This window comes from Glaciimonas sp. CA11.2 (assembly GCF_034314045.1).
GTDB lineage: Bacteria > Pseudomonadota > Gammaproteobacteria > Burkholderiales > Burkholderiaceae_D > Glaciimonas.
Genome location: NZ_JAVIWL010000001.1, coordinates 3,939,792 through 3,965,060 on the forward strand (window position 1 = coordinate 3,939,792; position 25,269 = coordinate 3,965,060).

General features: G+C 48.8%; 20 protein-coding genes. 14 read left to right on the forward strand and 6 right to left on the reverse strand.

Annotated features, from left to right (window positions below):
* Positions 1-4: 4 nt before the first annotated feature.
* The 6 genes from phaC to RGU75_RS17095 all read left to right on the forward strand — a co-directional run bounded on the left by phaC (position 5) and on the right by RGU75_RS17095 (position 7,166).
* On the forward strand, positions 5-1,741 hold the full coding sequence (phaC, locus tag RGU75_RS17070) for a class I poly(R)-hydroxyalkanoic acid synthase (protein ID WP_322240618.1): 1,737 nt from the start codon (positions 5-7) through the stop codon (positions 1,739-1,741).
* 166 nt (positions 1,742-1,907) lie between these two features.
* Positions 1,908-2,648, forward strand: coding sequence for a 3-ketoacyl-ACP reductase (locus RGU75_RS17075; protein WP_322238009.1), 741 nt, complete (start codon positions 1,908-1,910; stop codon positions 2,646-2,648).
* Between the two features lie 325 nt (positions 2,649-2,973).
* Positions 2,974-3,537 (forward strand): polyhydroxyalkanoate synthesis repressor PhaR, encoded by a 564-nt coding sequence (gene phaR / locus RGU75_RS17080; protein WP_322238011.1) that lies wholly within the window; start codon positions 2,974-2,976, stop codon positions 3,535-3,537.
* 278 nt (positions 3,538-3,815) lie between these two features.
* Positions 3,816-5,189 (forward strand): 30S ribosomal protein S12 methylthiotransferase RimO, encoded by a 1,374-nt coding sequence (rimO, locus tag RGU75_RS17085; RefSeq protein ID WP_322238013.1) that lies wholly within the window; start codon positions 3,816-3,818, stop codon positions 5,187-5,189.
* A gap of 41 nt (positions 5,190-5,230) precedes the next feature.
* On the forward strand, positions 5,231-5,728 hold the full coding sequence (locus tag RGU75_RS17090) for a hypothetical protein (protein WP_322238015.1): 498 nt from the start codon (positions 5,231-5,233) through the stop codon (positions 5,726-5,728).
* 271 nt (positions 5,729-5,999) lie between these two features.
* On the forward strand, positions 6,000-7,166 hold the full coding sequence (locus tag RGU75_RS17095) for a cystathionine beta-lyase (protein ID WP_322238017.1): 1,167 nt from the start codon (positions 6,000-6,002) through the stop codon (positions 7,164-7,166).
* Positions 7,167-7,408: 242 nt separating this feature from the next.
* On the opposite strand, the gene RGU75_RS17100 is transcribed toward RGU75_RS17095, so the two are convergent.
* The 3 genes from RGU75_RS17100 to mfd all read right to left on the reverse strand — a co-directional run bounded on the left by RGU75_RS17100 (position 7,409) and on the right by mfd (position 12,561).
* Positions 7,409-7,771 carry a DUF4870 family protein gene (locus RGU75_RS17100; RefSeq protein ID WP_322238019.1) on the reverse strand — a complete coding sequence of 121 codons (363 nt, stop codon included), beginning with the start codon at positions 7,769-7,771 and terminating at the stop codon, positions 7,409-7,411.
* Between the two features lie 107 nt (positions 7,772-7,878).
* Positions 7,879-8,718: a phosphoserine phosphatase SerB gene (serB, locus tag RGU75_RS17105; protein ID WP_322238021.1), complete on the reverse strand. Its 840-nt coding sequence runs from the start codon at positions 8,716-8,718 to the stop codon at positions 7,879-7,881.
* A gap of 279 nt (positions 8,719-8,997) precedes the next feature.
* Entirely contained in the window at positions 8,998-12,561 is a 3,564-nt protein-coding gene (gene mfd, locus RGU75_RS17110; RefSeq protein WP_322238023.1) for a transcription-repair coupling factor, read from the reverse strand.
* Positions 12,562-13,079: 518 nt separating this feature from the next.
* Here mfd and ispD point away from each other — a divergent pair.
* Both ispD and ispF read left to right on the forward strand, forming a co-directional pair.
* On the forward strand, positions 13,080-13,826 hold the full coding sequence (gene ispD, locus RGU75_RS17115) for a 2-C-methyl-D-erythritol 4-phosphate cytidylyltransferase (RefSeq protein ID WP_322238025.1): 747 nt from the start codon (positions 13,080-13,082) through the stop codon (positions 13,824-13,826).
* Positions 13,823-14,314 carry a 2-C-methyl-D-erythritol 2,4-cyclodiphosphate synthase gene (gene ispF, locus RGU75_RS17120; RefSeq protein ID WP_322238027.1) on the forward strand — a complete coding sequence of 164 codons (492 nt, stop codon included), beginning with the start codon at positions 13,823-13,825 and terminating at the stop codon, positions 14,312-14,314. Before ispD ends, ispF begins: the two co-directional genes overlap by 4 nt.
* A 46-nt stretch (positions 14,315-14,360) precedes the next feature.
* Here ispF and RGU75_RS17125 read toward each other — a convergent pair whose 3' ends face one another.
* Both RGU75_RS17125 and ompR read right to left on the reverse strand, forming a co-directional pair.
* Positions 14,361-15,713: an ATP-binding protein gene (locus RGU75_RS17125; protein ID WP_322238029.1), complete on the reverse strand. Its 1,353-nt coding sequence runs from the start codon at positions 15,711-15,713 to the stop codon at positions 14,361-14,363.
* 22 nt (positions 15,714-15,735) lie between these two features.
* Positions 15,736-16,491 carry a two-component system response regulator OmpR gene (gene ompR / locus RGU75_RS17130; RefSeq protein WP_205321144.1) on the reverse strand — a complete coding sequence of 252 codons (756 nt, stop codon included), beginning with the start codon at positions 16,489-16,491 and terminating at the stop codon, positions 15,736-15,738.
* A gap of 168 nt (positions 16,492-16,659) precedes the next feature.
* Between ompR and RGU75_RS17135 the strand changes: the two genes are divergently transcribed.
* Positions 16,660-16,947 carry a hypothetical protein gene (locus tag RGU75_RS17135; RefSeq protein ID WP_322238031.1) on the forward strand — a complete coding sequence of 96 codons (288 nt, stop codon included), beginning with the start codon at positions 16,660-16,662 and terminating at the stop codon, positions 16,945-16,947.
* An 891-nt stretch (positions 16,948-17,838) separates the two neighbouring features.
* On the opposite strand, the gene RGU75_RS17140 is transcribed toward RGU75_RS17135, so the two are convergent.
* The gene (locus RGU75_RS17140; RefSeq protein WP_322238033.1) at positions 17,839-18,480 is read right to left on the reverse strand and encodes a TetR/AcrR family transcriptional regulator; all 642 of its coding nucleotides are present in this window, start codon (positions 18,478-18,480) and stop codon (positions 17,839-17,841) included.
* 585 nt (positions 18,481-19,065) lie between these two features.
* Between RGU75_RS17140 and RGU75_RS17145 the strand changes: the two genes are divergently transcribed.
* The 5 genes from RGU75_RS17145 (at position 19,066) to RGU75_RS17165 (ending at position 25,212) form a co-directional block, all read left to right on the forward strand.
* Positions 19,066-20,403, forward strand: a complete 1,338-nt coding sequence (locus RGU75_RS17145; RefSeq protein WP_322240620.1) for a TIGR00366 family protein — start codon at positions 19,066-19,068, stop codon at positions 20,401-20,403.
* A gap of 203 nt (positions 20,404-20,606) precedes the next feature.
* Positions 20,607-21,608 carry an MDR family oxidoreductase gene (locus tag RGU75_RS17150; protein WP_322238034.1) on the forward strand — a complete coding sequence of 334 codons (1,002 nt, stop codon included), beginning with the start codon at positions 20,607-20,609 and terminating at the stop codon, positions 21,606-21,608.
* Between the two features lie 59 nt (positions 21,609-21,667).
* Entirely contained in the window at positions 21,668-23,173 is a 1,506-nt protein-coding gene (locus RGU75_RS17155) for a class I adenylate-forming enzyme family protein (RefSeq protein ID WP_322238036.1), read from the forward strand.
* A gap of 21 nt (positions 23,174-23,194) precedes the next feature.
* Positions 23,195-24,022, forward strand: coding sequence for an enoyl-CoA hydratase/isomerase family protein (locus tag RGU75_RS17160; RefSeq protein WP_322238038.1), 828 nt, complete (start codon positions 23,195-23,197; stop codon positions 24,020-24,022).
* Positions 24,019-25,212 (forward strand): MFS transporter, encoded by a 1,194-nt coding sequence (locus tag RGU75_RS17165; protein ID WP_322238040.1) that lies wholly within the window; start codon positions 24,019-24,021, stop codon positions 25,210-25,212. The genes RGU75_RS17160 and RGU75_RS17165 overlap by 4 nt, the downstream gene beginning before the upstream one ends.
* The last annotated feature ends 57 nt before the right edge of the window (positions 25,213-25,269 follow it).

The window sequence follows — 25,269 nt, forward strand, 5'->3', positions numbered from 1 at the left end:
ACAAATGCTGGAACAATTCTCTAAAAATGTGTCGCCGAATATGTCAGAAGGCATTTCGCAAATTGCAGATCCGAACAAATGGCTATCGTGGTTCAGTTCTGCGCCTGGTCATTCGTTGGCACCACCGCTGATTTCCGATACGGCGCTTGGCGACCTAGGGATCAAACTAGCACCAGAATCTCTCGAAAAACTACAAAAATCGTACACGGAGCAACTCACTGCATTGTGGCAGGATGCGGTTGCGGCGCGTACACCGTCCCTCCCGGACAAGCGTTTTAATGGTGCTGCGTGGCAGAGTAATCCGCTGCATGCGTACAACGCTGCGGTCTACTTGCTGAATGCGCATTATTTGACCGCTTTAGTCGACGCTGTCGATGCGCCGTTGAAAACCAAGCGGAAAATTGGATTTGCTGTTCAGCAGATGATTGATGCCATGTCGCCCAGCAATTTTCTGGCAACCAATCCGGTAGCACAGCAATTGTTGGTCGAGACCAAAGGGGAGAGTCTGACCCGCGGAATGGCGCACTTACTCGCCGATATGCAAAAAGGCAAAATATCGCAGACCGATGAGGGGGCTTTTGAAATCGGCAAAGATGTTGCCACCACAGAAGGTTCGGTAGTTTTTGAAAATGCTTTATTTCAGTTAATACAATATAAGCCGTTGACCAAGACTGTGCATGAGCGTCCATTGTTGATCATGCCGCCTTGTATCAACAAGTTTTACATCATGGATTTGCAGCCGCAAAATTCGCTTGTGCGTTATGCGGTTGAACAAGGTCATACTGTTTTTTTGATTTCATGGTGTAACGCCGATGCGTCTACTGCAAAAACCACGTGGGATCAATACGTCGAAGATGGCGGAATTCAGGCCGTACATGTGGCGCAAGAAATTTCTGGTCAGGATCAGGTCAACGCGCTAGGTTTTTGCGTCGGCGGTACGATTTTGTCTTCTGCATTGGCAGTCATGTATGCGCGGGGTGAAAAGCCAGTATCAAGTCTGACTTTGCTAACGTCATTGCTTGACTTCACTGATACGGGCATTCTTGATGTCTATATCGATGAAGGACAAATTGCTAAGCGCGAGCAGGAAATTGGCGCTGGCGGTTTAATGCCGGGGCGCGATTTTGCATCAGCATTTTCGAGCTTGCGTCCAAATGACTTAGTCTGGAATTATGTCGAATCGAATTATTTGAAAGGTGAAGAGCCAACGGCTTTTGATCTATTGTATTGGAATGCGGATAGCACGAATTTGCCGGGTCCAATGTTCTGCTATTACCTTCGTAATATGTATTTGAATAACTCGCTAAAAGAGCCGGGTAAGCTTACGGTGGCGGGTGAGAAGCTCGATTTGGGAAAGATTGCTGCACCAACCTTTATTTATGCCTCCCGTGAAGATCATATTGTTCCCTGGACTTCTGCGTATGCATCAACCACACTCCTTAATCCTAAGCACGGTAGCCGTAACCGATTTGTATTAGGTGCTTCCGGGCATATCGCCGGAGTGATTAATCCGCCGTCTAAGAATAAGCGTAGTTATTGGACCAATTCAACAGCGGGTATAGCCGCAGAAAAGTGGCTGGACGGCGCAACCGAACATCCCGGCAGCTGGTGGTCTGAATGGTCAGCGTTCCTAGCTGAGAACGGTGGTAAAAAAGTGGCGGCACCGCGCAAACCAGGTAATACCACTTACAAATTAATTGAGCCAGCTCCGGGACGTTATGTCAAAGTAAGGGCTGAATAAATTACTAAATTCATAATAATTGAAACTTATCGCGGACAGAAATATACTACAATTCATAAACCAGATTCAACCACTAGAATTCCACAGCATAGTAATCCCCCCAAGGGAGTTTTAGCGATGCGTTGCCTGCATCGGTTTTTGTTAATTGAATGAAAGAGGAGACAAAATGTCCAAGCGAATTGCTTATGTAACAGGTGGAATGGGTGGCATTGGGACCCCAATTTGTACTCGTCTCTGTAAAGATGGTTACACCGTGGTCGCAGGCTGTGGTCCTAATTCAACGCGAAAGGACACTTGGCTTGCAGCAATGCGCGCTCAAGGTTTTGATATTCACGCGTCTGAAGGGAACGTGTCAGACTGGGAATCAACCAAAGTCGCTTTTGACAAAGTCAAAGCTGAAATTGGTGAAGTTGATATTCTGGTCAACAACGCTGGCATTACGCGGGATGGTCAATTCCGTAAAATGTCAAAGGCAGACTGGGATTCAGTCATTGATACTAATTTGAATTCACTATTTAACGTGACTAAACAAGTTATTGACGGCATGGCAGATCGTGGTTTTGGACGGATCATTAACATTTCATCCGTAAATGGACAGAAGGGTCAGTTCGGGCAGACCAACTACTCGACTGCAAAGGCTGGAATTCACGGTTTTACCATGGCTTTGGCGCAAGAGGTGGCCACTAAAGGTGTTACTGTGAATACGGTCTCTCCTGGTTATGTTGGTACCGATATGGTGCGCTCGATACGCCCCGAAGTTCTTGAGAAGATTATTTCAGGAATTCCAGTCAAACGTTTGGGTGAGCCAGAAGAAATTGCTTCGATTATTGCCTGGATTGCGTCTGACGAGGGCGGTTACGCCACCGGATCGGATTTCTCGCTGAATGGCGGTTTGCACATGGGCTAAGTGACGCTTTTTGCTCAATCGAGAGGTCGGGCGAAAGGTTTGACGCCGTCAATGTTTTATCGTTTTTTTGTTGAGTATCACTAGCGCGGGCCCTGTAATCCGTGTCTTTTGTACCGGTAGACTCCTTTTCACACTAGCGTGAGAAGGAGTCTAACGTCATCGGTTGCCTTGCATTATTTCTTTTTATCCCACAACTTAGCGCAATTGGCGCAATATGATACTGTAAGTTGACCGCGTTTCAAGCGGTGTACTGTATTGTGTAAGAGGGAGCTGACTTACATGCTTGATTTGAAATGCGTTTATGCGCGATAAACTGGAAATTCCCATGACCACACCAAAAAAAATTTCTGTGCGCCTGATCAAAAAATACCCGAACCGCCGCCTTTACGATACGCAGACTAGTTCTTACATTACATTGACTGACGTCAAACAGTTAGTGCTTGAAACCGAAGAGTTTGCAGTGATTGATGCCAAGAGTGATGAGGATTTGACGCGAAGTATATTGCTACAAATTATTCTGGAAGAGGAGTCCAACGGAACGCCGATGTTTTCGAGCGCAGCGTTGTCTCAAATAATTCGCTATTATGGTCACGCCATGCAAGGCATGATGGGGTCATACTTGGAAAAAAATATCCAGGCATTCATCGATATTCAAAATAAGCTGACTGAAAATTCTAAAGGTTTTTACGAAGGTAAGCCATTTAGCCCTGAAATGTGGGCACAGTTCATGAATGTACAGGGCCCAATGATGCAAGGCATGATGAGCAACTACATTGAGCAAAGCAAAACATTATTTGTTCAGATGCAGGAAAAAATGCAAAATCAAAGCAAAAATATGTTTGGCACATTCCCCTTTGTCCCGCCGCCGTCCGATAAAGACGAAAAATGATGGTTGGTGTCTAAAACAGCATACATTTACAGGCGGCCGTAACATGTTGCGAGTAATGCGGCTCTACCCGCCTAACAAGTTAATATAATAAAAGGTGGGGCCGCTGAAGTGTGGTCGCTGAAGTGGCGCTCTCAGGAGGTAATACCACCTCGAACGAAGAGATGAGACAGATTTTTCCATCCACAAAAAGGGAAATCTCATCTAAAACAGGTTCTAAGGTGTCCATGTCAGCGGAAGGGGTACAATGGCGCCTTCGCTTCGTCCCCATTTTCTCCATCATGTCAAATGTTACTCCTGTAGCCGTTCCGGTTGCCCCTAAAGTTGGATTCGTCTCCCTTGGTTGTCCTAAGGCGTTGGTCGATTCCGAGCAAATCCTAACGCAATTACGTGCGGAAGGTTATGAAACTGCCAAGTCTTACGATGGTGCCGATCTGGTGATCGTGAACACCTGCGGATTCATCGACGCTGCCGTGCAAGAGTCTCTCGATGCCATCGGTGAAGCCCTTAGCGAAAACGGCAAGGTGATTGTCACTGGTTGTCTAGGCGTCAAAAAAGATGCCGCCGGTGACGATATCATCAAAAAAATTCATCCAAAAGTGCTGGAAGTGACTGGTCCACACGCGCTGACTGAAGTCATGTTTGCGGTGCATAAGCATCTCCCAAAGCCGCATGCGCCTTTTTTTGATTTGGTCCCACCGCAAGGGGTCAAGCTGACACCCAAACATTTTGCGTACCTGAAAATTTCTGAAGGCTGCAATCACCGCTGCACCTTTTGCATTATTCCATCGATGCGTGGCGACCTCGTATCGCGCCCAGTCGCCGACATCATGCTGGAAGCTGAAAACCTTTTTAAGGCCGGGGTCAAAGAACTACTCGTTATTTCTCAGGACACCAGCGCTTATGGCGTCGATGTTAAATTCCGCATGGGATTCTGGAATGGCAAGCCGGTCAAGACCCACATGACCCAGTTGGTAACCGCGCTGGGTGAGTTGGCTGCGCAATATGGTGCGTGGGTTCGCCTGCATTATGTTTATCCGTACCCGCACGTTGATCACATCATTCCTTTGATGGCTGAAGGAAAAATCTTGCCGTATCTGGACGTGCCTCTGCAACATGCACATCCCGATGTATTGAAGCGGATGAAGCGCCCTGCCAATGGCGAGAAGAATATTGAGCGTATTCAGGCGTGGCGTGCAATGTGCCCGGACATTACTATTCGCTCGACTTTTATCGCTGGATTTCCAGGTGAGACCGAAGCGGAGTTTGAATATCTGTTGGATTTCTTGAAAGAAGTTGAAATCGATCGCTTGGGTTGTTTTGCTTATTCTCCTGTAGACGGTGCGACCGCGAATGAGATTGCCAATCCTGTTCCAGAAGAGCTGCGTGAAGAACGTCGTGGCCGTGTCATGTTATTACAAGAAGAAATTTCTAAAAAGCGACTGAAAGCCAAAGTCGGCAAAACCATGCGGGTGTTGATCGACTCAATCGATGGTAGTGGTGGTGTTGGGCGCTCGAGCGCAGATGCGCCCGAAATTGATGGCGTGGTGTATGTCAAGCCGCCGTACGAGCCGCATAAAAAATTAGTCGTCGGCGAGTTTGTTGATGTCACGATTACCGCTGCAGATTCGCACGATCTGTGGGCGTCTGCATGACGTTGAGGTATCACGTTAGTTGGACGGCCGGGAGGGCCAAGTTGTGTACATCCTTACTTCCGGTCTTACTTACCGCGTTATTGACAGTCTCTCACTTAGCAGTTGCCGCACCGATTGCAGCAGAGACGCCGCAATTTTCGGCCATGTCTGGCGTTCCGGTTTCAGTTCCAGTCGATCAACCGGCAAAAAAGCAAGTTACACCAGACCTTTTCACGCAACCGCTGTCGTTCCGCGGTACGTTGGGGGATGCGACGATTGAAATGCATCTTCAGCTAAAGCCTGACCCGACCGAAGGGCTGCAAGGGACCTATTCGGCTCCCGGTCAATCTGTCCAAATATTGTTGGCTGGTGAGTATGACGGCGGCGATGTCATCATGGAAGAGTCTATTAATGGCAAGGACGTGTCTGGCGACTGGTCAGGCCAATTTGATGGCAAGACATTCAGCGGCACCTGGTCGACCATTGATGATGCGATTACCAAGTCTTTTGTGTTGGTAGTTGAGTCCAGCAAAGAACGCAAAAAATCGTCCAAAAAATAATCGTAATCAACATTATTTCGACGCGAAGTCACATTTATCATGCGATGTGGATTATTCCTTTTATCTTCATCTGGAAAAGTTGCTATGCTCGTAGCTGAAACGCGTGTGGTTGAACCTCGTTTCAAGATTAGCACCTGATTCAAGCTTCACCTGTTTAGTAAAGCAAGTCGTAATCAATGCATTCTCTTTGGCTGTAATTAATCCAATATGTAAGTATGCAATCTGGTCAGTAATTGCGCCAATAATCAATTCAACAATCGGGTAATCCCATATGTCCAAAAAGTCACTGCAAACTTCTATCATTCACAACGATTACGTTGCTCCGCAAGGATTTGGCGCATTTCCAACGCCGATATATCACGCATCGACTGTTTTGTTTGAAAATGTCGCCGCGATGCGCGCGCGGGACTGGCTCGATAAGAGTGCTTATAACTATGGTTTGCACGGTACACCGACCACCTTTACGCTAGAAGCGCGCCTAGCCGATATCGAGGGCGGTACGCATTGTCGCCTCGCGCCTAGTGGCTTGGCTGCGATTACGATGGTTGACTTCGCATTTCTAAAAAGCGGTGATGACGTTCTGGTGCCTGATAATGTGTACGGCTCCAATCGCGTGCTGAGCAATTGGCTATCAACTAATTTCGGGATCACCTCACGCTATTATGATCCGATGATTGGTGCTGGAATTGCTGATCTGATTCAACCGAATACGACGCTGATCTGGACCGAAGCACCGGGTTCCGTATCGATGGAAGTGCCTGATATTCCAGCAATCTGCGCCGCCGCACATGCTCGCGGCGTTTTGGTCGCGCTTGATAATACCTGGTCGGCTGGTCTGGCGTTTCGGGCATTTGATCACGGCATTGATATCGTCATGCATGCACTGACCAAATATCAGTCCGGTGGCTCGGATGTATTGATGGGCGCGGTGATTACGCGTGATCCGGCAGTCGCAAAGAAGATTGAGATCGCTTTTAATAATCTTGGATTAGGCGTCGGCATGGATGATGTTTATCTGGTGCTACGTAGTTTACCGACAATGAAGTTGCGTTTTGAGGCGCATGATGCAGCTGCGCGCACGGTAGCCGCCTGGTTCAAAAATCGGCCGGAAATTACGCGGATGTTGCATCCGGCTTTTGCCGATTGTCCTGGTCACGAAACCTGGAAGCGTGATTTTACCGGTGCTGCCGGTTTATTCTCCGTACTATTTGATAGGCGGTATACCGAAGAACAAACCGATCGTTTTGTTGATAGCCTGAAGTTGTTCAAGATTGGTTTTAGTTGGGGTGGAGCGAATAGTCTGGCAGTCCCGTATCGGATTCAAGGCATGCGTAAAGACTGGGCAGAAGAGGGAATTTTGGTGCGCTTTAATATTGGACTGGAAGATCCGCAGGATCTGATTGCAGATATAGAGCAGGCGCTAAATCAACTGAAATGATTAAAAATTGCCCCACATGGCGGCAAATCATGGGCTGGTTGTCATGAAAATCTCACCGCAACCAGCAAAGACGAGAAAGTGACTTTTAGGTAAAACGGGCTAAATCGTCCGTTTAAACTGTCCACCGCCTCTTTCTCATGCTGCCGTCGAATACTTGAATAAAACCGTCGTTATTCTGAATAGTCTTTTGGTTAAAGTTTTTTATATTAGCGCCCATGCTGACATGGGCGCTAAAGCAGGTCTTAAATCGGCATAGTCTTGTTGTCATTCAAGTCGAGTAGGCCCTTGATCAAACGATACGCTTTCCATAGCCAGGCGACACCCCACACGAGAAATGCCAGTGGAATACCGACAATCGTGAAAAATAAGACGCCGCCAACCGCAACCCAGACCAGATACCACCAAAACGAACGAATTTGCCAGTTGTGATGGCTGTAGATGAACGTATCTGCGGCATCTTCTCGCTTCATATAGTTAATAATGAGCGGAATAAACGAAAATAGTCCAAGAGAAAATACCAGACAAGCGCCGTGGAATAGATAGAGCCACCACGCGAGATTTTTCAAAGAGTTCAGTTTGTTATCGAATACTAATTCTTGTGTCATCGTAGCGATCCTTGCATTGAATTGTTTCAAAATGATAGTGTGCGTAAGTCGAGCCACTAGACGATGAGACCAGATTCTCCGTTTTTAGTTACGGATCAGCGCGATTATTAGGTCAATAGTGGCAAGATGCCGTCTAAACCAACAAAATTCAAGGCCACACTTGCTTGAGCGCGTACTACGGGTTTGGCGCGGAACGCCACGGACAGGCCAGCGACGCGCATCATTTTTAAGTCATTTGCGCCATCGCCCATGACGATTGCCGCCGCTGGCAGAATCCCCAGCTCGGTACAAATACGTTCTACGGTACGTTGTTTTACATCAGCATTGACGATTTCACCGATAACTTTTCCGGTGAGTTTTCCATCGACGATTTCTAATTCGTTGGCGTGTGTATAGTCGAGGCCAAGACGTTTTTTAATGCGAGCAGTAAAAAAGGTAAATCCGCCTGAAACCAGTAGTGTTTTGATGCCGGCAGCTTTTATCGCTGTTAGCATTTTTTCAGCGCCCATTGACAGCTGAAGGCGCTCGTCATAAACCCGTTCGAGGGCAGATGCATCCAATCCTTTTAGCAAGGCCACACGACGAATCAGGCTTTCGTTGAACTCCAGTTCCCCACGCATGGCAGCCTCGGTAATGGCCGCAACTTGTGGTTTTAGACCTTGCATGTCGGCAATTTCATCGATGCATTCTATAGTGATCAGCGTCGAATCCATATCCATAGCAAGTAATTTGAAATCGGATAACTGACGCTCTGGCGTCATGAACGCGTAGTCAAGCTTAGCTATGTGACAAGCACTATCAATTTCAGCCTTCAGCGCATCCGACATCGCGATACCCTCACAGCGCCAAGTCGTTGCTGAAAGGTCTATGAGCCGGCCACTTGCAAGATTGGCGATGTGGGTCGCGGCGGCGCGGTCTTGGCTCAGGCCTTGCAGGATTAAATTCATGTCGTCATTCTTTCGTAATGCTTTGTTAAGTATTTTTTAATACGTGTTTTTTAATACCTGCTAATTGATCCGTTGATCCGTTGATCCGTTTATCCATCTACACATCTCAACCGTATTTATAATATTGGTTGAAATCTTGATTCGACTGAATAATGTGGTCGATTTATTACTTTAATTAGCCTGACTTGATATTGATTCAACTTTAGTATTATAAAAGTCTCAAGTGGCCTAAAAACCTCAAGGACTTTGGATACAGTTAAATCAAATTGAAAAAAGTTATTAGCCAATGAGCGCCCGGATCGTTGCCTTCACCTGATTCACGCGTGCAGCCAAATCCGGCATGGGGATAGTAATACGTAATTTGTCCTGACCATTGAGTTTGATGTGGCGATTCTTTTGGATCAATTCGATAATCCGCATGGCATCGATGGGTGGATTCGGGGCGAACTGTAGTAATGCCGCTTCTGAATGGGCGTCAATTTTAACGATACCAACCGGCTTGGCCGCCACACGGAGTCGATGCGTTTCGATCAGGGCTTTCGCCGGATCTGGCAATTTGCCAAAACGATCAATCAATTCTTCCTGAAGATCGTCAATCTTATCCTGCACATTGCAATTCGCCAAACGCTTGTATAGCGACAAACGCTCGTGGACATCGCCGCAATAGTCGCTAGGCAACAATGCAGGAACGTGCAGATTTATTTCGGTCATGGTCGAGAGTGGTGCGGCCAAATCTGGCTCTTTGCCATTTTTGAGTGACCGTACAGCCTCGTTGAGCATGTCGGAATAAAGTTGAAAGCCGATTTCGTGCATTTCGCCAGATTGATTGTCGCCTAGCACTTCTCCGGCACCTCGGATTTCCAGATCATGCATTGCTAGATAAAAACCGCTACCGAGTTCTTCCATTTGCTGGATGGCGTCGAGGCGACGTTGGGCAAGCTTGGTCAGTCCTTGTACGTCGTTTACCAACAAATAGGCGTAAGCCTGATGATGCGAACGTCCGACCCGACCGCGTAACTGATGTAGTTGCGCCAGGCCGAATTTGTCAGCGCGATGCATGATGATGGTATTTGCCGTGGGAACGTCAATGCCGGTTTCAATGATGGTGGTGCATAACAAGATGTTAAAGCGCTGTGCAACGAAATCACGCATCACTTTTTCGAGATCGCGCTCGTGCATCTGTCCATGCGCGACTGCAATGCGGGCTTCTGGCAACAGGACTTCCAGCATTGCCTTACGATTCAGGATGGTGTCGACTTCATTGTGTAAAAAGTAGACTTGACCGCCGCGTTTGAGCTCACGCAAGCAGGCCTCACGAATGGTAGATTCATCTTCACTGCGCACAAATGTTTTGATTGCCAGACGCTTTTGCGGTGCGGTTGCGATAATCGAAAAGTCACGTAGTCCTTCGAGTGCCATGCCAAGGGTACGTGGAATCGGAGTTGCTGTCAGCGTCAGGACATCGACTTCGGCTCGTAACGATTTCAGTACTTCTTTTTGACGAACACCAAAGCGATGCTCTTCATCGATAATGACCAATCCCAAACGCGCAAATTTAACGTCGTCCGATAACAGCTTATGCGTACCGATGACGATGTCGATAGTACCGTCGGCCATGCCTTTCATCGCTTGCGTGATTTCTTTTCCTGAACGGAAGCGCGATAGCTCTGCAATCTTAACCGGCCAGTCCGCAAATCGGTCTGCAAAGGTTTGTGCATGCTGCTCCGCCAGCAAAGTGGTCGGCGCCAAAATGGCTACCTGTTTGCCGCCGAGCACGGCGACAAACGTTGCGCGCAAGGCGACTTCTGTTTTGCCGAATCCTACGTCGCCGCAAATCAAGCGATCCATTGGCTTTCCACTGGTCATATCACCGATCACCGCATTAATTGCAGCGGCTTGATCAACCGTCTCTTCAAAACCAAAACTTTCGGCAAAGGTGGCGTAGTCATGGGCCGAGTATTCGAAGGTATGACCTTGACGTAATGCACGACGCGCATACAAATTCAGTAATTCGGCAGCAGTATCGCGCACTTGTTGTGCGGCTTTGCGTTTGGCTTTTTCCCATTGACCGGAGCCGAGCGCGTGCAAAGGCGCATCTTCGGGAGATGCACCGGAATAACGTGAGATGACGTGTAGCTGCGATACTGGCACGTAAAGCTTGGTATCTTTGGCATATTCGAGATGCAGGAACTCAGTTTCACCTTCACCAAGATCCATGCTGACCAGTCCCATGTAACGGCCGATCCCATGATTAATGTGGACTACCGGATCGCCGATCTTGAGTTCCGACAAATCGCGGACCATCGATTCGACCTGCGTTGCGCCTTCCTGTTTTTTCTTGCCGATACGCCGCCCGGAGCCTGCGTATAGTTCGGTTTCGGTGATGAAGGCGAAATCGTTGAGTTCGAACCCGACGTGTAGCGGGGCCACGCCCAGCATCAACTTCGACGACGAGGTGACAAAATCGGTGTAACTCTCGGATAGTTGCAGCGGTAGATTGTATTCGGTGAAATATTGCTGAAGCGTCTCGCGTCGGCCATTTGACTCAGCGCAGATCAACACCCGTTTGCCTGTTTGCAAAAGATAGCCACGCAAATTGGTAAGGGGGTCTTCAATCCGCCGGTTGACTGCTATATTTGGTATAGCAGCAGATAACGTTGGTGAAGAGGATACTGTTGCGGGTAATTCCGTAGTCGCTGATTCAGTATTGCTATCGTTGGCTAATCCGTCATCCTGTTGAATAATCCACCGTCCATGCGGTTTTACCAATTTGAAGAAATCTTCGTCACTGAGAAAAATCGTTTCTGGCGCAAGTAAAGGTCGTTCTCGATCAGATTTTAAAAACCTGTAACGCGATTGCGTATCGGTCCAGAAGCGCATGATCGCGTCATTAATATCGCCGACCAAAGCGAAGGTTGTGTTCTCTGGCAGATATTCAAATAATGTCGCAGTCCCATCAAAAAATAGCGGCAAATAATATTCGATACCGGCGGAAGCGATACCGTTGCCGATGTCTTTATAAATGGCTGAACGGGATGGATCACCCTCAAATACTTCACGCCACCGACTGCGAAAGGCAGTACGCGCAGTTTCATCCATTGGAAACTCACGTCCTGGGAGTAAACGTATTTCTTTGACCGGATATAAGGAACGTTGCGTATCGGCATCAAAAGTACGAATAGTCTCAATGGTGTCGCCGAACAAATCGATGCGGTAGGGGAGAACTGAACCCATCGGAAAAATGTCGATCAATCCGCCGCGGACAGAATATTCGCCGGGTGAGATCACTTGCGTGACGTGACTGTAACCTGCCAATGTCAATTGCGATTTCAGGCGCGCTTCATCCAGTATCTCGCCCTGCTTAAAAAAGAAAGTGTAAGCAGCCAGAAACGAGGGCGGTGCCATGCGCACTAAAGCGGTGGTCGCCGGGACGATCAATAAGTCGCAATGCCCATTTTGAATTTCATACAACGTGGCGAGGCGCTCCGACACCAGATCCTGATGCGGTGAGAAGGCATCGTAGGGAAGCGTCTCCCAATCCGGCAGCAGATGGCAACGCAAACTGCTGCGATTTTGAAACTTAGGCGCAGTGTCGCTGTTTTCACTCTTAGTGCCGCTTTTAGCGTCGGTTTCCTTCTGATGTTGCTCGGCAAACCATGGAATCTCGGAAAGGAGTCGTTGCGCGTCGGTGGCGTTGGCGACAATCACTGTCAACATTTGTTGCCGGGATTTCAGCGTTATCGCAGCGTGGGCCAACGCGTAAGCATCCGCTGAGCCATGGACGGCTGGCAGCATGAAACGAGCGCCCGGTTTGGGCAGCGATTTATCTAGATCAAAGTACATCTGGCTTTTGGTTTTGATGTGGGAACCTATTTAAGAACAAAATACGCGGTCATGGTCGGAGCGCATGTGCTGCCCATCCTCCAACCCAGCTGAAGAGTGTCGTGTCGTTCTTGACATGACTTTGACCATACCAGCACAGCGAGAGTGAAGGATAATAATAATCGGCTTCAGCGACGCGGCGACTGGAGAAGGCCAAAAAAGCCACAATTAACCTGTATTGACAGTTAAAATTCAGTGCAACATTATAAACTACGGCGCCATTGTCTATTCGTCAGCCTTATTATGTGGGATGCCAGCGCGGTCGTCTCAGGGTTAGGCGGTATTTATGCGCTGTGTTCGGAAACTTTCTAATCGACAATAACTTCATAAATCTGCGTGGATTGACCACGACTGCGGTTAGCTTGTAGAGAAGCACACGATCTTTTAAAAGATGTCGCGCTGGAAGTGATGTGTCGATGAGAGACCTGCGCAACCCTTGACCAAATGTTCTTTTTTTTAATTTCACCATATTCAATCGCATGCATTCGTCACGTAATTTCGCTTTGATTCCTGCAGCTGGTATAGGCGCGCGCTTGGGTGCCGATTATCCTAAGCAATACTTGCCGCTGGCGGGCAAAGCCATGTTACGACATGTGCTGGACACCTTTGTTGCCTGTGCGGCGATTACGCATACATTCGTGGTGGTCAGTGCGGAGGACGGCTATATCGCCGACCTGATGGCTGCTGCGCCACATTTGCAGGAGCGCGTGACGCTGCTTTATTACGGCGGAGAAAGTCGACATCTATCGGTCCTTAATGGACTTAATGTAATGGGTGACGATGTAGCGGATGACGATTGGGTGTTGGTGCACGATGCAGCGCGACCGGGTTTAACGGTGACATTGATTGATCAATTGATTGCGGCCTTGCGCGATGATGACGTTGGCGGATTGCTGGCTTTGCCGGTTGTCGACACGCTGAAGCGCAGTGATGAAGGCCGTCACGTTGGTGCAGAAGATCGAGAGCTGCTGACGACACGAGTCACAGAAACGGTGTCGCGCACAGGATTGTGGGCGGCCCAAACGCCTCAGATGTTTCGGTATAGCTTGTTGCATCGTGCATTGGATAACGCGTTTAAGAAAGGGCTGCACATCACCGACGATGCAAGTGCGATTGAGATGCTTGGATTGCAGCCAAAGTTAGTGAAGGGCAGTCCTCGTAATTTTAAAGTGACGTTGCCACACGATATTGCATTAGCAGAAATTTTTTTGAGGGAGAAAATATGAGCAGTCAACCAGGGTTTCGTATCGGACAGGGCTACGATTGCCATGCGCTTGTCGCTGATCGGTTATTGATTATTGGTGGTGTCACCATTCCGCATCGGTTGGGTTTGCTAGGGCATTCGGATGCTGATGTGTTGCTGCACGCCATAATTGATGCATTATTTGGTGCATCAGGACTTGGCGATATCGGCCGCCATTTTCCAGATACTGATGCGGAGTTTGCCGGTGCTGATTCACGAAAATTATTGCGAGAAGCGATACGACGCGTCAGTATTTCTGGGTTTGGGGTCGGTAATATTGATTGCACCGTGATCGCTCAGGCACCCAAAATGGCACCGCATATTCCATTCATGGTAGAAAGAATTGCCGAGGACTGTGGTATTACCGCGGGTCAGGTAAATGTGAAAGCAAAAACCAACGAACGGCTAGGTTATCTGGGGAGAGAAGAGGGAATTGCTGCCGAGGCGGTGGTTCTTTTATTCCGTTTGTGACTATCGTTGTTGGCAAAAAAAGAGTCCTGACATTTTTTCGAAAACGCTATTTGCCGCCGTTTTTGACGAATGGAAGGATGATTTGTACCGACAAACCGCCACCGCTTCGATTGTATAGGTGCAATTTGCCGTCGTGACGTTTGATAACGCGATTCACGATTGCTAACCCTAATCCCGATCCATTGGCTTGGCCGCGTGCGGTATCGAGACGTGTAAATGGTCTGAGTAGTCGTTCCATTTCAGCCTCGGGAACGCCGGGGCCGCGATCCGAAATATCGATCAGTACTTTGTCATGCTGAAGCATGGCAGTGACATCGATCACCGCTATGTCAGTTCCGTTGGACTTTCCATAACGACGCGCATTTTCAATCAGGTTGGTAAAGACCCGACGTATTTCAGTTTCGTTTCCCTGAATATAAAGATTCTCGGAAACCCTGGAATGGATTTCGATATCGGTATGACGCGCGGCATTTTGCTCCACGTCATGGAGAAAATTGGTCATGTCAATAATGGTAAAACTACTGACGTCAGTTGGTTTAGCATAATCCAGAAATTGACCAATAATGCCGTCCATCTGTGCCAGATCCGATTGCATGCCGATTCGCGCTTCATCTGATAAATGCGCCATTTCAACTTCCAGTAACATGCGCGAGATTGGCGTTCGTAAATCATGCGAGATACCGGCCAAAATGATGGCCCGATCGGCATCGACGCGCTGCAAATCATCAACCATTTGATTAAAGCTACGATTCGCTTCTTCGATTTCTGTAGGACCAGTTTCTGGCAAACGGTCGGGTTGTTCACCCTTGGCGACCGCGCGCGTGGCGGCGGTAAGGCGTGCCAGCGGTTGATTGATCAATGCCGAGACAAACATCGCACCCAATAGCGACAACAGCATGGCAGCGGTCGCCCATTGAAACCACTGAAAACCGGAGCTGCGTTCAACGCGATCACGATCCAGCATCAGCCAGTATTGATCCTCATCAATAGTGAAGCTGACCCAAAAACCACCGATATCATTGACGCTGGCAGAAAATTTTGTATCGTTGCCGAGGCGTGCTCGTACTTCGGCTTCCAGTTCTGGCATCACGGCACTATCTGGCGGTGGCTCAATCTTGTCGTTTTCTTCGAGTGGATAGATGCGTATGCCTTCATTGCTGGCGAGATCAAATAGCAGCTCGCGGCGCAAATCCGGTGCGGAGTGCGTGAGAGCCGCCCGCGTGATAGTAACGACCGAAATGATTTGGGCCGCTAATTGCTGTGCTCGGGGACCACGTTCTACAATGCGAAAACTGGCAACCCACACCACCATACTGATGGTGATGAGGAATGCCATTAAAAAGAAGGTGCGCCAGAGAAGGCCGCTTTTTAGCCACGCCAAGCGTTGTGGTGTGGTCATAGCGTGCTCATGAATTGGTCATTCAGCGCGGTTGACCTTCTGGAATAAAGACGTAGCCAAGTCCCCACACAGTTTGGATGTATAGCGGATTAGCGGGATCAGGCTCAATTAATTTGCGTAGTCGCGAAATCTGCACATCAAGACTTCGATCAAATACTTCGTATTCACGGCCGCGCGCTAACTCCATTAATTTTTCACGCGACAATGGCTGACGCGCATGGCGCGCAAAAACCTTAAGGACAGAAAATTCACCCGTTGTAAGTGGCACAGATTCGCCGCTTTTCTTGAGGGAACGTGTTCCCAGATCAAGAACAAATTCACCAAATTCAAACGATTGTGGCGTCTCTGATGGTGCGCCAGGCAATTCATCCGGGCCTTTGCGTCGCAACACCGCACCAATGCGGGCCACCAGCTCGCGGGGATTAAAAGGCTTTGGCAAGTAATCGTCCGCGCCCATTTCAAGGCCTACAATCCGATCTACGTCTTCCCCTTTTGCCGTCAGCATAATGATCGGCGTCTGGTCTCCAGCACCACGCAGCCGGCGACAAATCGCGAGTCCATCTTCGCCCGGTAGCATGAGATCAAGCACCAACAGATCGTAGCGCTCACGTATCCACAATTTATTCATTGCCTGTGCATTCTCTGCCGTGACCACCTGAAAGCCTTGCTCGGTCAAATAGCGGCGCAATAAATCTCGTAGGCGGATGTCATCATCGACCACAAGAATTTTATACTGGTGGGCGTTAGCTGTTTGGGTAGGGGTGTTGTGAGTATTCATAGTCGTATGGTAACGTCAGTGCACATTAAAAATATACAGGAAGGGCGTGGATTACAAAGTGTTACAAACTTTACCAAATACCTCTTATGACAAAAAGTGAGGGGGCTTACACTTAAGCTGTGGCGGGTAAATCTTAACCGTTATCCTGCATTCACAGAAGAAAACGTTATGAATATGATGTTCCGAAAAATGAGTCTTTGTTTGTTGTTGCTTGCTGCAATGGCGGGGGCAACTGCGCGGTCAGATCGTGAGCGTGAAGAGCCGTCGCCACAACGCTCTTCCCGCCAGTACGAACCGCAACACGACAGCAATCGCAATCAGGAATGGCAAAACGAACGTGCCAACAGAGATTCGGGTCAGCCAGTTCCGCGTGGGCGTTTGTCACCTGATGAGCGACGCGCCTTGCGTCAGCAAATTAATGAGGTTGGCCGCGATCTTTATCCTCCTCGTCGTTGATGCATTAACTATGCTGCTATTTGTGCTGTATTAATCCATTAGTTCAAAAGTTAATAGTGTAATTCTGCCTCCTTTTAAGCCTGGCAGAATTCTTGATCTAAGGCACCCCAATAAGTCACAGCAACATGCAAAATGACGGCGCGTATTCCTATTGTAGAATGGAATGGGGCAAAGAAACAGTCAGCGAATCATCTTCGTTTTTTTGTCACACAGCCAGTACATTCAAATTCTCAGGGTATTACGAATAGAAAAGATAAAGACGCATCTTCCTTGCGCATCTTCGCAACCTGTCCCTCATTAGTCTTCAGGCAAAACTTCCGCGACTTTGCTATATTTTGTCAGGCAGTTTGCTGTACGGCCAATCTCGTGAAAAGTCATCCTTATCTGAAATCGTCGCCCTGCTTGGAGGTGGCGTTTCGCTTGTAGGATAAATAGTCCCCGCATTAATGGACGTCCGGTGAATACGTGTTTGATGCCGCGTTTGGAGATTTACCACTTCAGATATAGCAGTGCTGCGTTTTACCTTATCTAAACACCACGCCTTTGATAATCGGATGGGTTTCTACTATTGATTAGGCGTAATCAGGATCTCATTGAGTCGTGGAAATTTTCACAGGGAATTGAAAGCGACATTATCGTTGGAGCAATTTTTGATGATGAAGAATGGGGAACGTATGTTGTATTTGTGCAACTGGCGAGATGTAAAGCACGGGTGCGACTTTTTGTTACGGGCACAAAGATCGGTGCTCTATCACTTTTTTGATTCTCGATGGGCTAGGTTGTCTTCCATTTCCGGCATTTGCCGTTGCGTTGATATTTAGTATTGTTAGCCAAATGCATCAAAAACGTCTCTCGATGCATTTTGGCTTCAGTCAGGCTATCGCGTCTGCTTCAACTCGTTCCGTTATGGGATTCACTCGGTTGTAAATGCTTTAGGTATTCAATGAAAGCATTGCTTGCATCGTCTAGAGGTGCGCTGGATTTCTCAAGTTTCGAGCAAAGCACAGCTCCCTCCCAAACGATCCAGAAATAGCGCGCAAGTGCCTCACTGTTGGCATCAGCCCTTAGATGACCTGCTGCTTTTGCCTCGTCAAGACAGGCTTGAATACGTTGACGCCAATCCGTCAGTACGCTAAGGAGAGCGAGGCGAAATTTATCGTCCAATGCGGCCAACTCCTGACCCAAATTTCCGATCAGGCAACCTCGCCTGAAGTTAAATCGCGCCATTCCTGCTGTAGCATCTAATGTAAAAGCCTTGATACGGTCTAAAGGTTGAATTGAAGTGTCCATCAATATGCGATCAAGTTTGTGCGCAAAATAATCGGCATACCCATCGATCACTGCAAGCGTGTAGGTTTCTTTGTTTTCGAAGTAGTAATAAAACGACCCTTTCGGAACGCCAGCAGCTTTAACGACTTCATCGAGCGGTGTATTGTGAAAACCTTTTTCCGTAAAGATCTCGACCCCAATACGAATGAGTTCGGCGCGTTTTCCTTTATCGCGAGGGGCAGATGCGACTGTATTTTTAGCCATTTGTGATTCCGGTTGGAGATGCTGAGGTGAGCGATTGGATGAACGGTTAAGCGCAAAATGTAGGCATGATTTTCGTAATCAAATCCGATAAGGACTCCACATTTGTTTTTTCTGCGTTAAAGACGTCGAATCGCTCTTCGATTTTCAAGACTAGGTTCTATTCATTCACCCTAGTAAGGTGCCCACGCAATACCTAGCGATTCGAACATCAAATATTTCTTCAGGAATCATAATAGTTTATAACTGACTGGTCAACTAAATAAGAAAAATTGGTAAATCCGTTATTGGAAATAGCTTAAATCTCAGACTAGATGCGCCATACACCCTTGATAGCATTTCTAAATTTTTTCTACAAACGACTTTCAAAAGATATAGTTGACCAGTCAGTTATTACTCGGTATAAATACGCCGAGTGGCTGATTTTAATTTGCTCGTTAGAAGCGAACTATCGGTTACTAGCTCAAACAGGTTCGTCAAGTTTGAGTAAAAATGTCCATTTATAAATATTAAGGAGACAAGTGGTGGAAAAAAACAATTTCGGACAACCCGTCGAGGCGAGACGGTGATGGATTTCTTAGCGCCGCACTGCAGCGGTTTGCAAGACTTTGCGTAATGATTGTCGAGCGGATCATGCCTGATCCGTTTGTCATTGCCATTTTGTTGACAATGCTCACGTGCGCTTTGGCTTATTTTTTAGCGCCGCACGCCTCAGTTCCCCAAGTATTGACAAGCTGGGTCGACGGTGTCTTCAAAATCGCTAGCTTTGCCTTTCTTGTTGCACTGACACTGGTCATCGGTCACGCCCTGTCCACCTCCAAACCGGTTGCAAGTATTCTTAAAACAATTGCACAGATCCCGACTACAAAACAAGAGGCGATGACCCTGACATTCCTGGTTTCAATGACGGCCGGCCTTTTGAATTGGGCTGTTGGCCTGGTTGTCTCGGCGCTATTTGCGCGGGAAATAGCAAAACGTATGCGTGTAGATTTTGCCTGGTTGGTAGCCGCCGCGTATGCTGGCTGGTCATTCTATGTATGTGGCATTTCGAGCTCGATCGCGCTGGTGAGTGCCAGCAAGGGTTCGCCTCTCAACGTGATAGAAAAAATCACTGGAAACGTGCTTCCGATGAAGGAGTTTTTATTTTCTCCGTTGAATTACCTACCTTTGATTATTCTGGCGATCATTCTTCCTCTTGTATTTTGCGCGATGATGCCAAGCGATGCGGAGACGATTGCAGCAGACCCGGCTCGTCTTAAGGCTGAAGATGCCGTGATCCCGGAAGAAAGCGTATCGCATACCATCGCCGGAATGCTTGACCATGCCTGGATACTTAATCTTGCGCTGGTAGGGCTTGGACTGGCATACATCGGGCTGAAAATATCAGAGGGTGCATTTGCGATGGATTTGAACATGTTGGTTCTCATATTTCTGTTGCTTGGGTTGTTGATGCATTGGACGCCAAAGGCTTATGTACGTGCCGTAAATAATGCGGCGCGAGTGACAGGACCGATTTTGCTGCAGTTCCCAATTTACGGCGGAATTATGGGGATCATGTCGGCCACCGGATTGGCGGACGTCATCGCCCAATGGTTCATTAGTTTTTCAACGACGCAAACGCTGCCATTTTGGAGTTTTGTATCGTCCGTGATCATTAGTATGTTTATACCGAGCGCGGGTGGTCACTGGGTGGTCCAGGCGCCGTTTGTGGTAGCGGCTGCAGAGCATCTGCATGTTGCGCAGGGTGCGGTGGCAATTGCAGTCGCACTCGGCGAGAGCGCCGCCGACATGATTCAGCCTATGTGGGTCATTCCGCTGCTGGCAATTGCCGGTGTGGGGATGGGGCGTGTCATGGGTTATACCGTGGTCGCTTTTTTCATTATGTGCGCAGTAATGGGCGGCACATTACTTTTTTTTCCACATTAGGCCGCTGCCGTTCGATCAATGCACACTATAAAGTGACGTAAAAAAATGGGCGAGTGCAACTGCTTATGTTGAAGTCGAACTCCGCCCAGGTAAATATTTGACTACTCGACTAGCAAGTTGAATATAGTGGCGGTTGTTGCGTAGGTTCACCTGCATCCGCCTTTTTTTCGGGGTAAATCCCATTAAAAATTAAGGAGACTCTCATGTCGCAAAACAAATTTCAAGCTCTGGTTCTTCGCGAAGAAGACAAGAAAACCAATGCGTCAATTGAAACACTGACTCTGGATGCGCTGCCTGATGAAGATACGTTGGTCAAAGTTGACTATTCCACGCTGAATTACAAAGATGCACTGGCGGTCACCGGTAAGGGCAAGATTGTGCGTACTTGGCCAATGGTGCCTGGAGTCGACTTTGCGGGTACTGTCGTTGAATCCAGCAACCCGCAATACCAGCCGGGGACCAGAGTGGTACTGACAGGATGGAGTGTCGGTGAAAAATATTGGGGCGGTTACAGTCAGTACCAGCGTGTCAAAAGCGAATGGTTGGTCCCGCTACCGGAAGGGCTGACTACGCGACAGGCGATGATGATTGGTACCGCTGGTTTTACCGCAATGCTCTGCGTTAACGCGCTGGAAGCGGCCAATATCACGCCGCAAAGCGGGCCAGTGCTGGTCACTGGTGCTGCGGGGGGAGTAGGGAGTGTAGCGGTCGCCATTCTCACAAATCTTGGTTATTCGGTTACTGCACTCACTGGCGATCCCGACAAACACACTTACGTAAAACATCTTGGTGCAACCGCATTTGCGGACGGACTGGAGTGGAGTGAGGCTCCACGTGCCTTGGAAGCGCAACGGTGGGCCGCGGCGATCGACACTGTCGGCTCTAAAGTGTTGGCGCGCGTTCTGGCGGAAATGCACTATGGCGGCGTTGTTGCTGCGTGCGGTCTCGCTGGCGGTGCTGATCTGCCCACAACCGTTATGCCGTTCATTCTGCGTAGTGTAAAGTTGATCGGCGTTGACTCCGTGATGCTGCCAACCAAAGATCGCGTTAGTGCATGGCAGCGTATCGTCAACGATCTGCCATTGGAAGTGTTAAATGGTATTACGGCGGCGACAGTGCCATTGACCGAGGTCAAGAGTGCGGCGGAAGACATGCTGGGCGGCAAACTCAAAGGACGTGTACTAGTTGATGTGAACGCTGTCTGATCATTGCGAAGGTAACGTAATGATGTAAAACCGCTCAAAAAAACTGGATGGAGACTGCTGTGCAAATAAAATTAAACATGGGCTTGGGAAATGCGCTGAAGAATGCGTGCGGCAGGTTTGACGATGCTGTCGCGCTCACTGGAACGCATGGTTCGCTGTCATATACGGCGCTGGCGTACGAGGCGGAGCGCGTATCACATGCGCTTCGCAACATTGGGATCAGGCCCAATGAGCCTGTGCATGTCCACGTGTCGAATCATCCACTAGATATAGCGGCATTGTTAGGGGTATGGAATGCGGGCGGGGTCGTGGTTCCAGTGCATCGCACCACGCCGGCAGCAGTGGCAGCCAAGGTTCTGGATAAAACCAAGGCACGATTGATGATTGACATGCAAGCAGCCGCCGCCAACCCCGCAAGCGTAGTAACTATGATCACAATGACACGCCCGCCTGACAGGCCGTTGTTGGAGAATGCCGCATTCATTATATTTACCTCGGGATCCACCGGTACGCCGAAAGGAGTAGTGGTCTCGCATGATGCGTTTTACGGCAAGATTCAGCAGATCGATAGCTTACTTAATTTCCAACCCTACGAGAATACGTTGCTGGTATTGAATATTACTTTCAGCTTTGGTCTCTGGATAAGTTTGCTGACATTGATGCGGGGCGGCACGCTAGTCATGGCTGAAAAATTTGACCCAACAACCTTCCTGGGAACGCTGGTCGATAACAACATCACGCGTGTCGGGATGGTGCCGACAATGATGCGTGTTCTGTTTTCTGATTCAGGATTACTATCAGAAATCGATCGAGTAGTTGCGCAAGATAAATTGCGCCAGATTTTAATTGGTGGAGAATCACTGGGTCATTCGCTTGCGTCTACCATCAGACAACGCTTTTCGGGTACGGACCTGATCGATATTTACGGATTGACCGAAACGGCGACCTGTGATTTTTTTTCTTTCCCGGAAGATTATGCGAAATATCCGGGCTGCATCGGCCGCCCATCGCCCAACGTTAGTTTCCGCATAGTTGATGCTTATGATGCACCGGTTCTATCGGGCACTTTGGGAGAGCTACAAATACACAGTCCCTATTTGATGATCGGCTATCTTGATGAGCCAGAGCTTACGACCACGGCCCTGTCGGATGGCTGGTTGAAAACCGGCGACCTGGTGCGCCTGATAGACGGCTCGGTGGTTGAACTCATGGGGCGAAGCAAGGAAATAATTAGTCGCGGAGGGAACAAGGTTACGCCAGGAGAATTGGAGCAACTGTTATGCTCTCACCCCGATATTTCGGCCGCCATGGCCGTGGGGATTGCGGATACCGTTCTCGGTGAACGTATTCACGTTCTGGTGGTACCCCGAACTGGTACGTCACTTGACATTGCGTCTTTAAAAAAATACCTTGAAAGCCGACTAGAAAAATTCAAGCAGCCCGATACTTATTACATATCTGATGAGCTGCCGTTAGGACGCACTGGCAAGGCGGATAGAGGGCAGCTCAAGATGATGATCCAATCCGGTGCCATCGCATCGGCCTCAGCAGCGACCCGGGTTTAACGCGAACATTAAAGGACCATTATGTCTGACTTCACTACGATCCAATATACGTCCCAAGGCGGTATCGCACACATCATCTTTAACCGGCCCGAACGCCTGAATGCGTTAGATAAAACGATGCTGCATGAGATTAACGATGCCGTCGATCGTGCTGAGTCTGACGAGACTGTGCGCGTTATCCTGGTGAGCGGATCTGGCCGTGCCTTTTCATCTGGCTTCGATTTAAAGGCCCAAATGGAAAGCCAACCGCAAGGGTCAAAAATCTGGCGTGATATTCTCGATCTCGACTTCAATACCACGATGCGTTTCTGGAATAGTCCTAAGCCGACTATCGCCGCCGTTCATGGCGCATGCATGGCCGGCGCGTTTGAAATAGCACTGTCTTGCGATATTACAATCGCTGCCGAAGATGCTATTTTTGGTGAGCCTGAACTGAAATTCGGTGCGGGGATCGTTACGATGTTGTTGCCTTGGATGACAGGGCCGAAGCATGCAAAGGATATCATTTTTACCGGCGCAGACAGAATCAGTGCTCAAGATGCACTTCGTATGGGATTTATCAGCCGTATAGTTCCGCAAGGTGCGCATGTCGAGACGGGACTCAGCATTGCTCGCGGGATTGCATTGGTGGATCCGGTCCTTGTCAGTCAAACAAAAAAGGCGCTGAATCGGACCTATGAACTTCAAGGAATGCAGAGTGCGTTGAAAGAAGCGCTGGACATTGATCACGCCATTGAGTCGAAGGGTTCGCCGGACAAACGCGCATTCATGGACATCGCGCGAGATCGTGGCATGCGGGCAGCGATCGCATGGCGTGATGCCCGCTTTGCCGAAGCACAGTCTACATGAACAAGCCGATCACCACTATCGTCCTGGCGCAACTATTCGGTACCTCGCTCTGGTTTAGTGCGAACAGTGCGGCAGACGATTTAATGCGCCTCTGGGGATTAAGTGCAGCAGATATCGGTTGGTTAACCAACGCTGTTCAAGTCGGCTTTATTGTTGGGACGTTGATTTTTGCTTTTACGGGTTTTGCGGATCGCTTCGCCGCGAGTAAGATATTTGCGGTCTGTTGCATCCTCGGCGCAGTCTTCAACGGCCTCTTTGCACTTTTGAGTACCGGGCTGGAAAGCGCCTTGTGGTTTCGATTCGTCGTCGGTTTGTCTCTAGCCGGAATATATCCGTTGGGAATGAAACTCGTCGTCAGCTGGAGTCCGCAAAGCGCCGGCCGAAGTCTTGGCCTGCTAGTGGGCATGTTAACGCTGGGCACCGCATTGCCGCATGGAATACGGATGGTTGGCGGAATGGTTTCGTGGCAAACGGTTATTCTGACATCCTCCGCATTGGCACTTGTCGGCGCGTTGATGGTTGGCTGGCTGGGCGATGGTCCGCACCTTCAGCGGCGTACCCACGCATCAAGCTCGATCGGTAACGTCATGGATGCATTCCGAGTAAAAGAATTTCGGGCATCTGCCTTCGGCTACTTTGGCCATATGTGGGAGTTATATGCGTTCTGGACTCTGGTGCCTGTTCTGCTTTTGGATGTGCTGTCATCCCCGGGAACACTGCCGTATCACAGTATTTCAGGTTGGGCATTTGCGGTAATTGGCATCGGTGCGATTGGGTGCATCGCCGGTGGCTTACTCAGCGAAAGAGTGGGAAGTGCGCGCGTGGCATGGTGGGCGTTGGCAACATCGGGGGCGATATGCCTGCTGTTTCCATTTTTACAAACTTTGCCAGTTTTCTGGAAGCTGGCATTAATGCTCTTGTGGGGCTTGGCAGTGGTCGCCGACTCGCCGCAGTTCTCGGCGATGTCAGTTAAGGCTTGTCCACCGGGATTGGTTGGCAGTGCGTTGGCAATTCAAAACAGTCTGGGATTTCTACTCACAACCTTCGCGATTCTAATTACCACGTCGGCTTACCCAATAGTCGGCAACAAGGTTGCCTGGATCTTGTTACCCGGACCGATTTTTGGACTTATCGGTATGCGCTCACTTTTGCGAGGACCTTCAGTTCCTTTGCCCGTTCCCGCTGAGTAACGCTCTGTTAAATTACTGAGATCTGCTTTAAAACACACATAAACTTAACGTTCAATT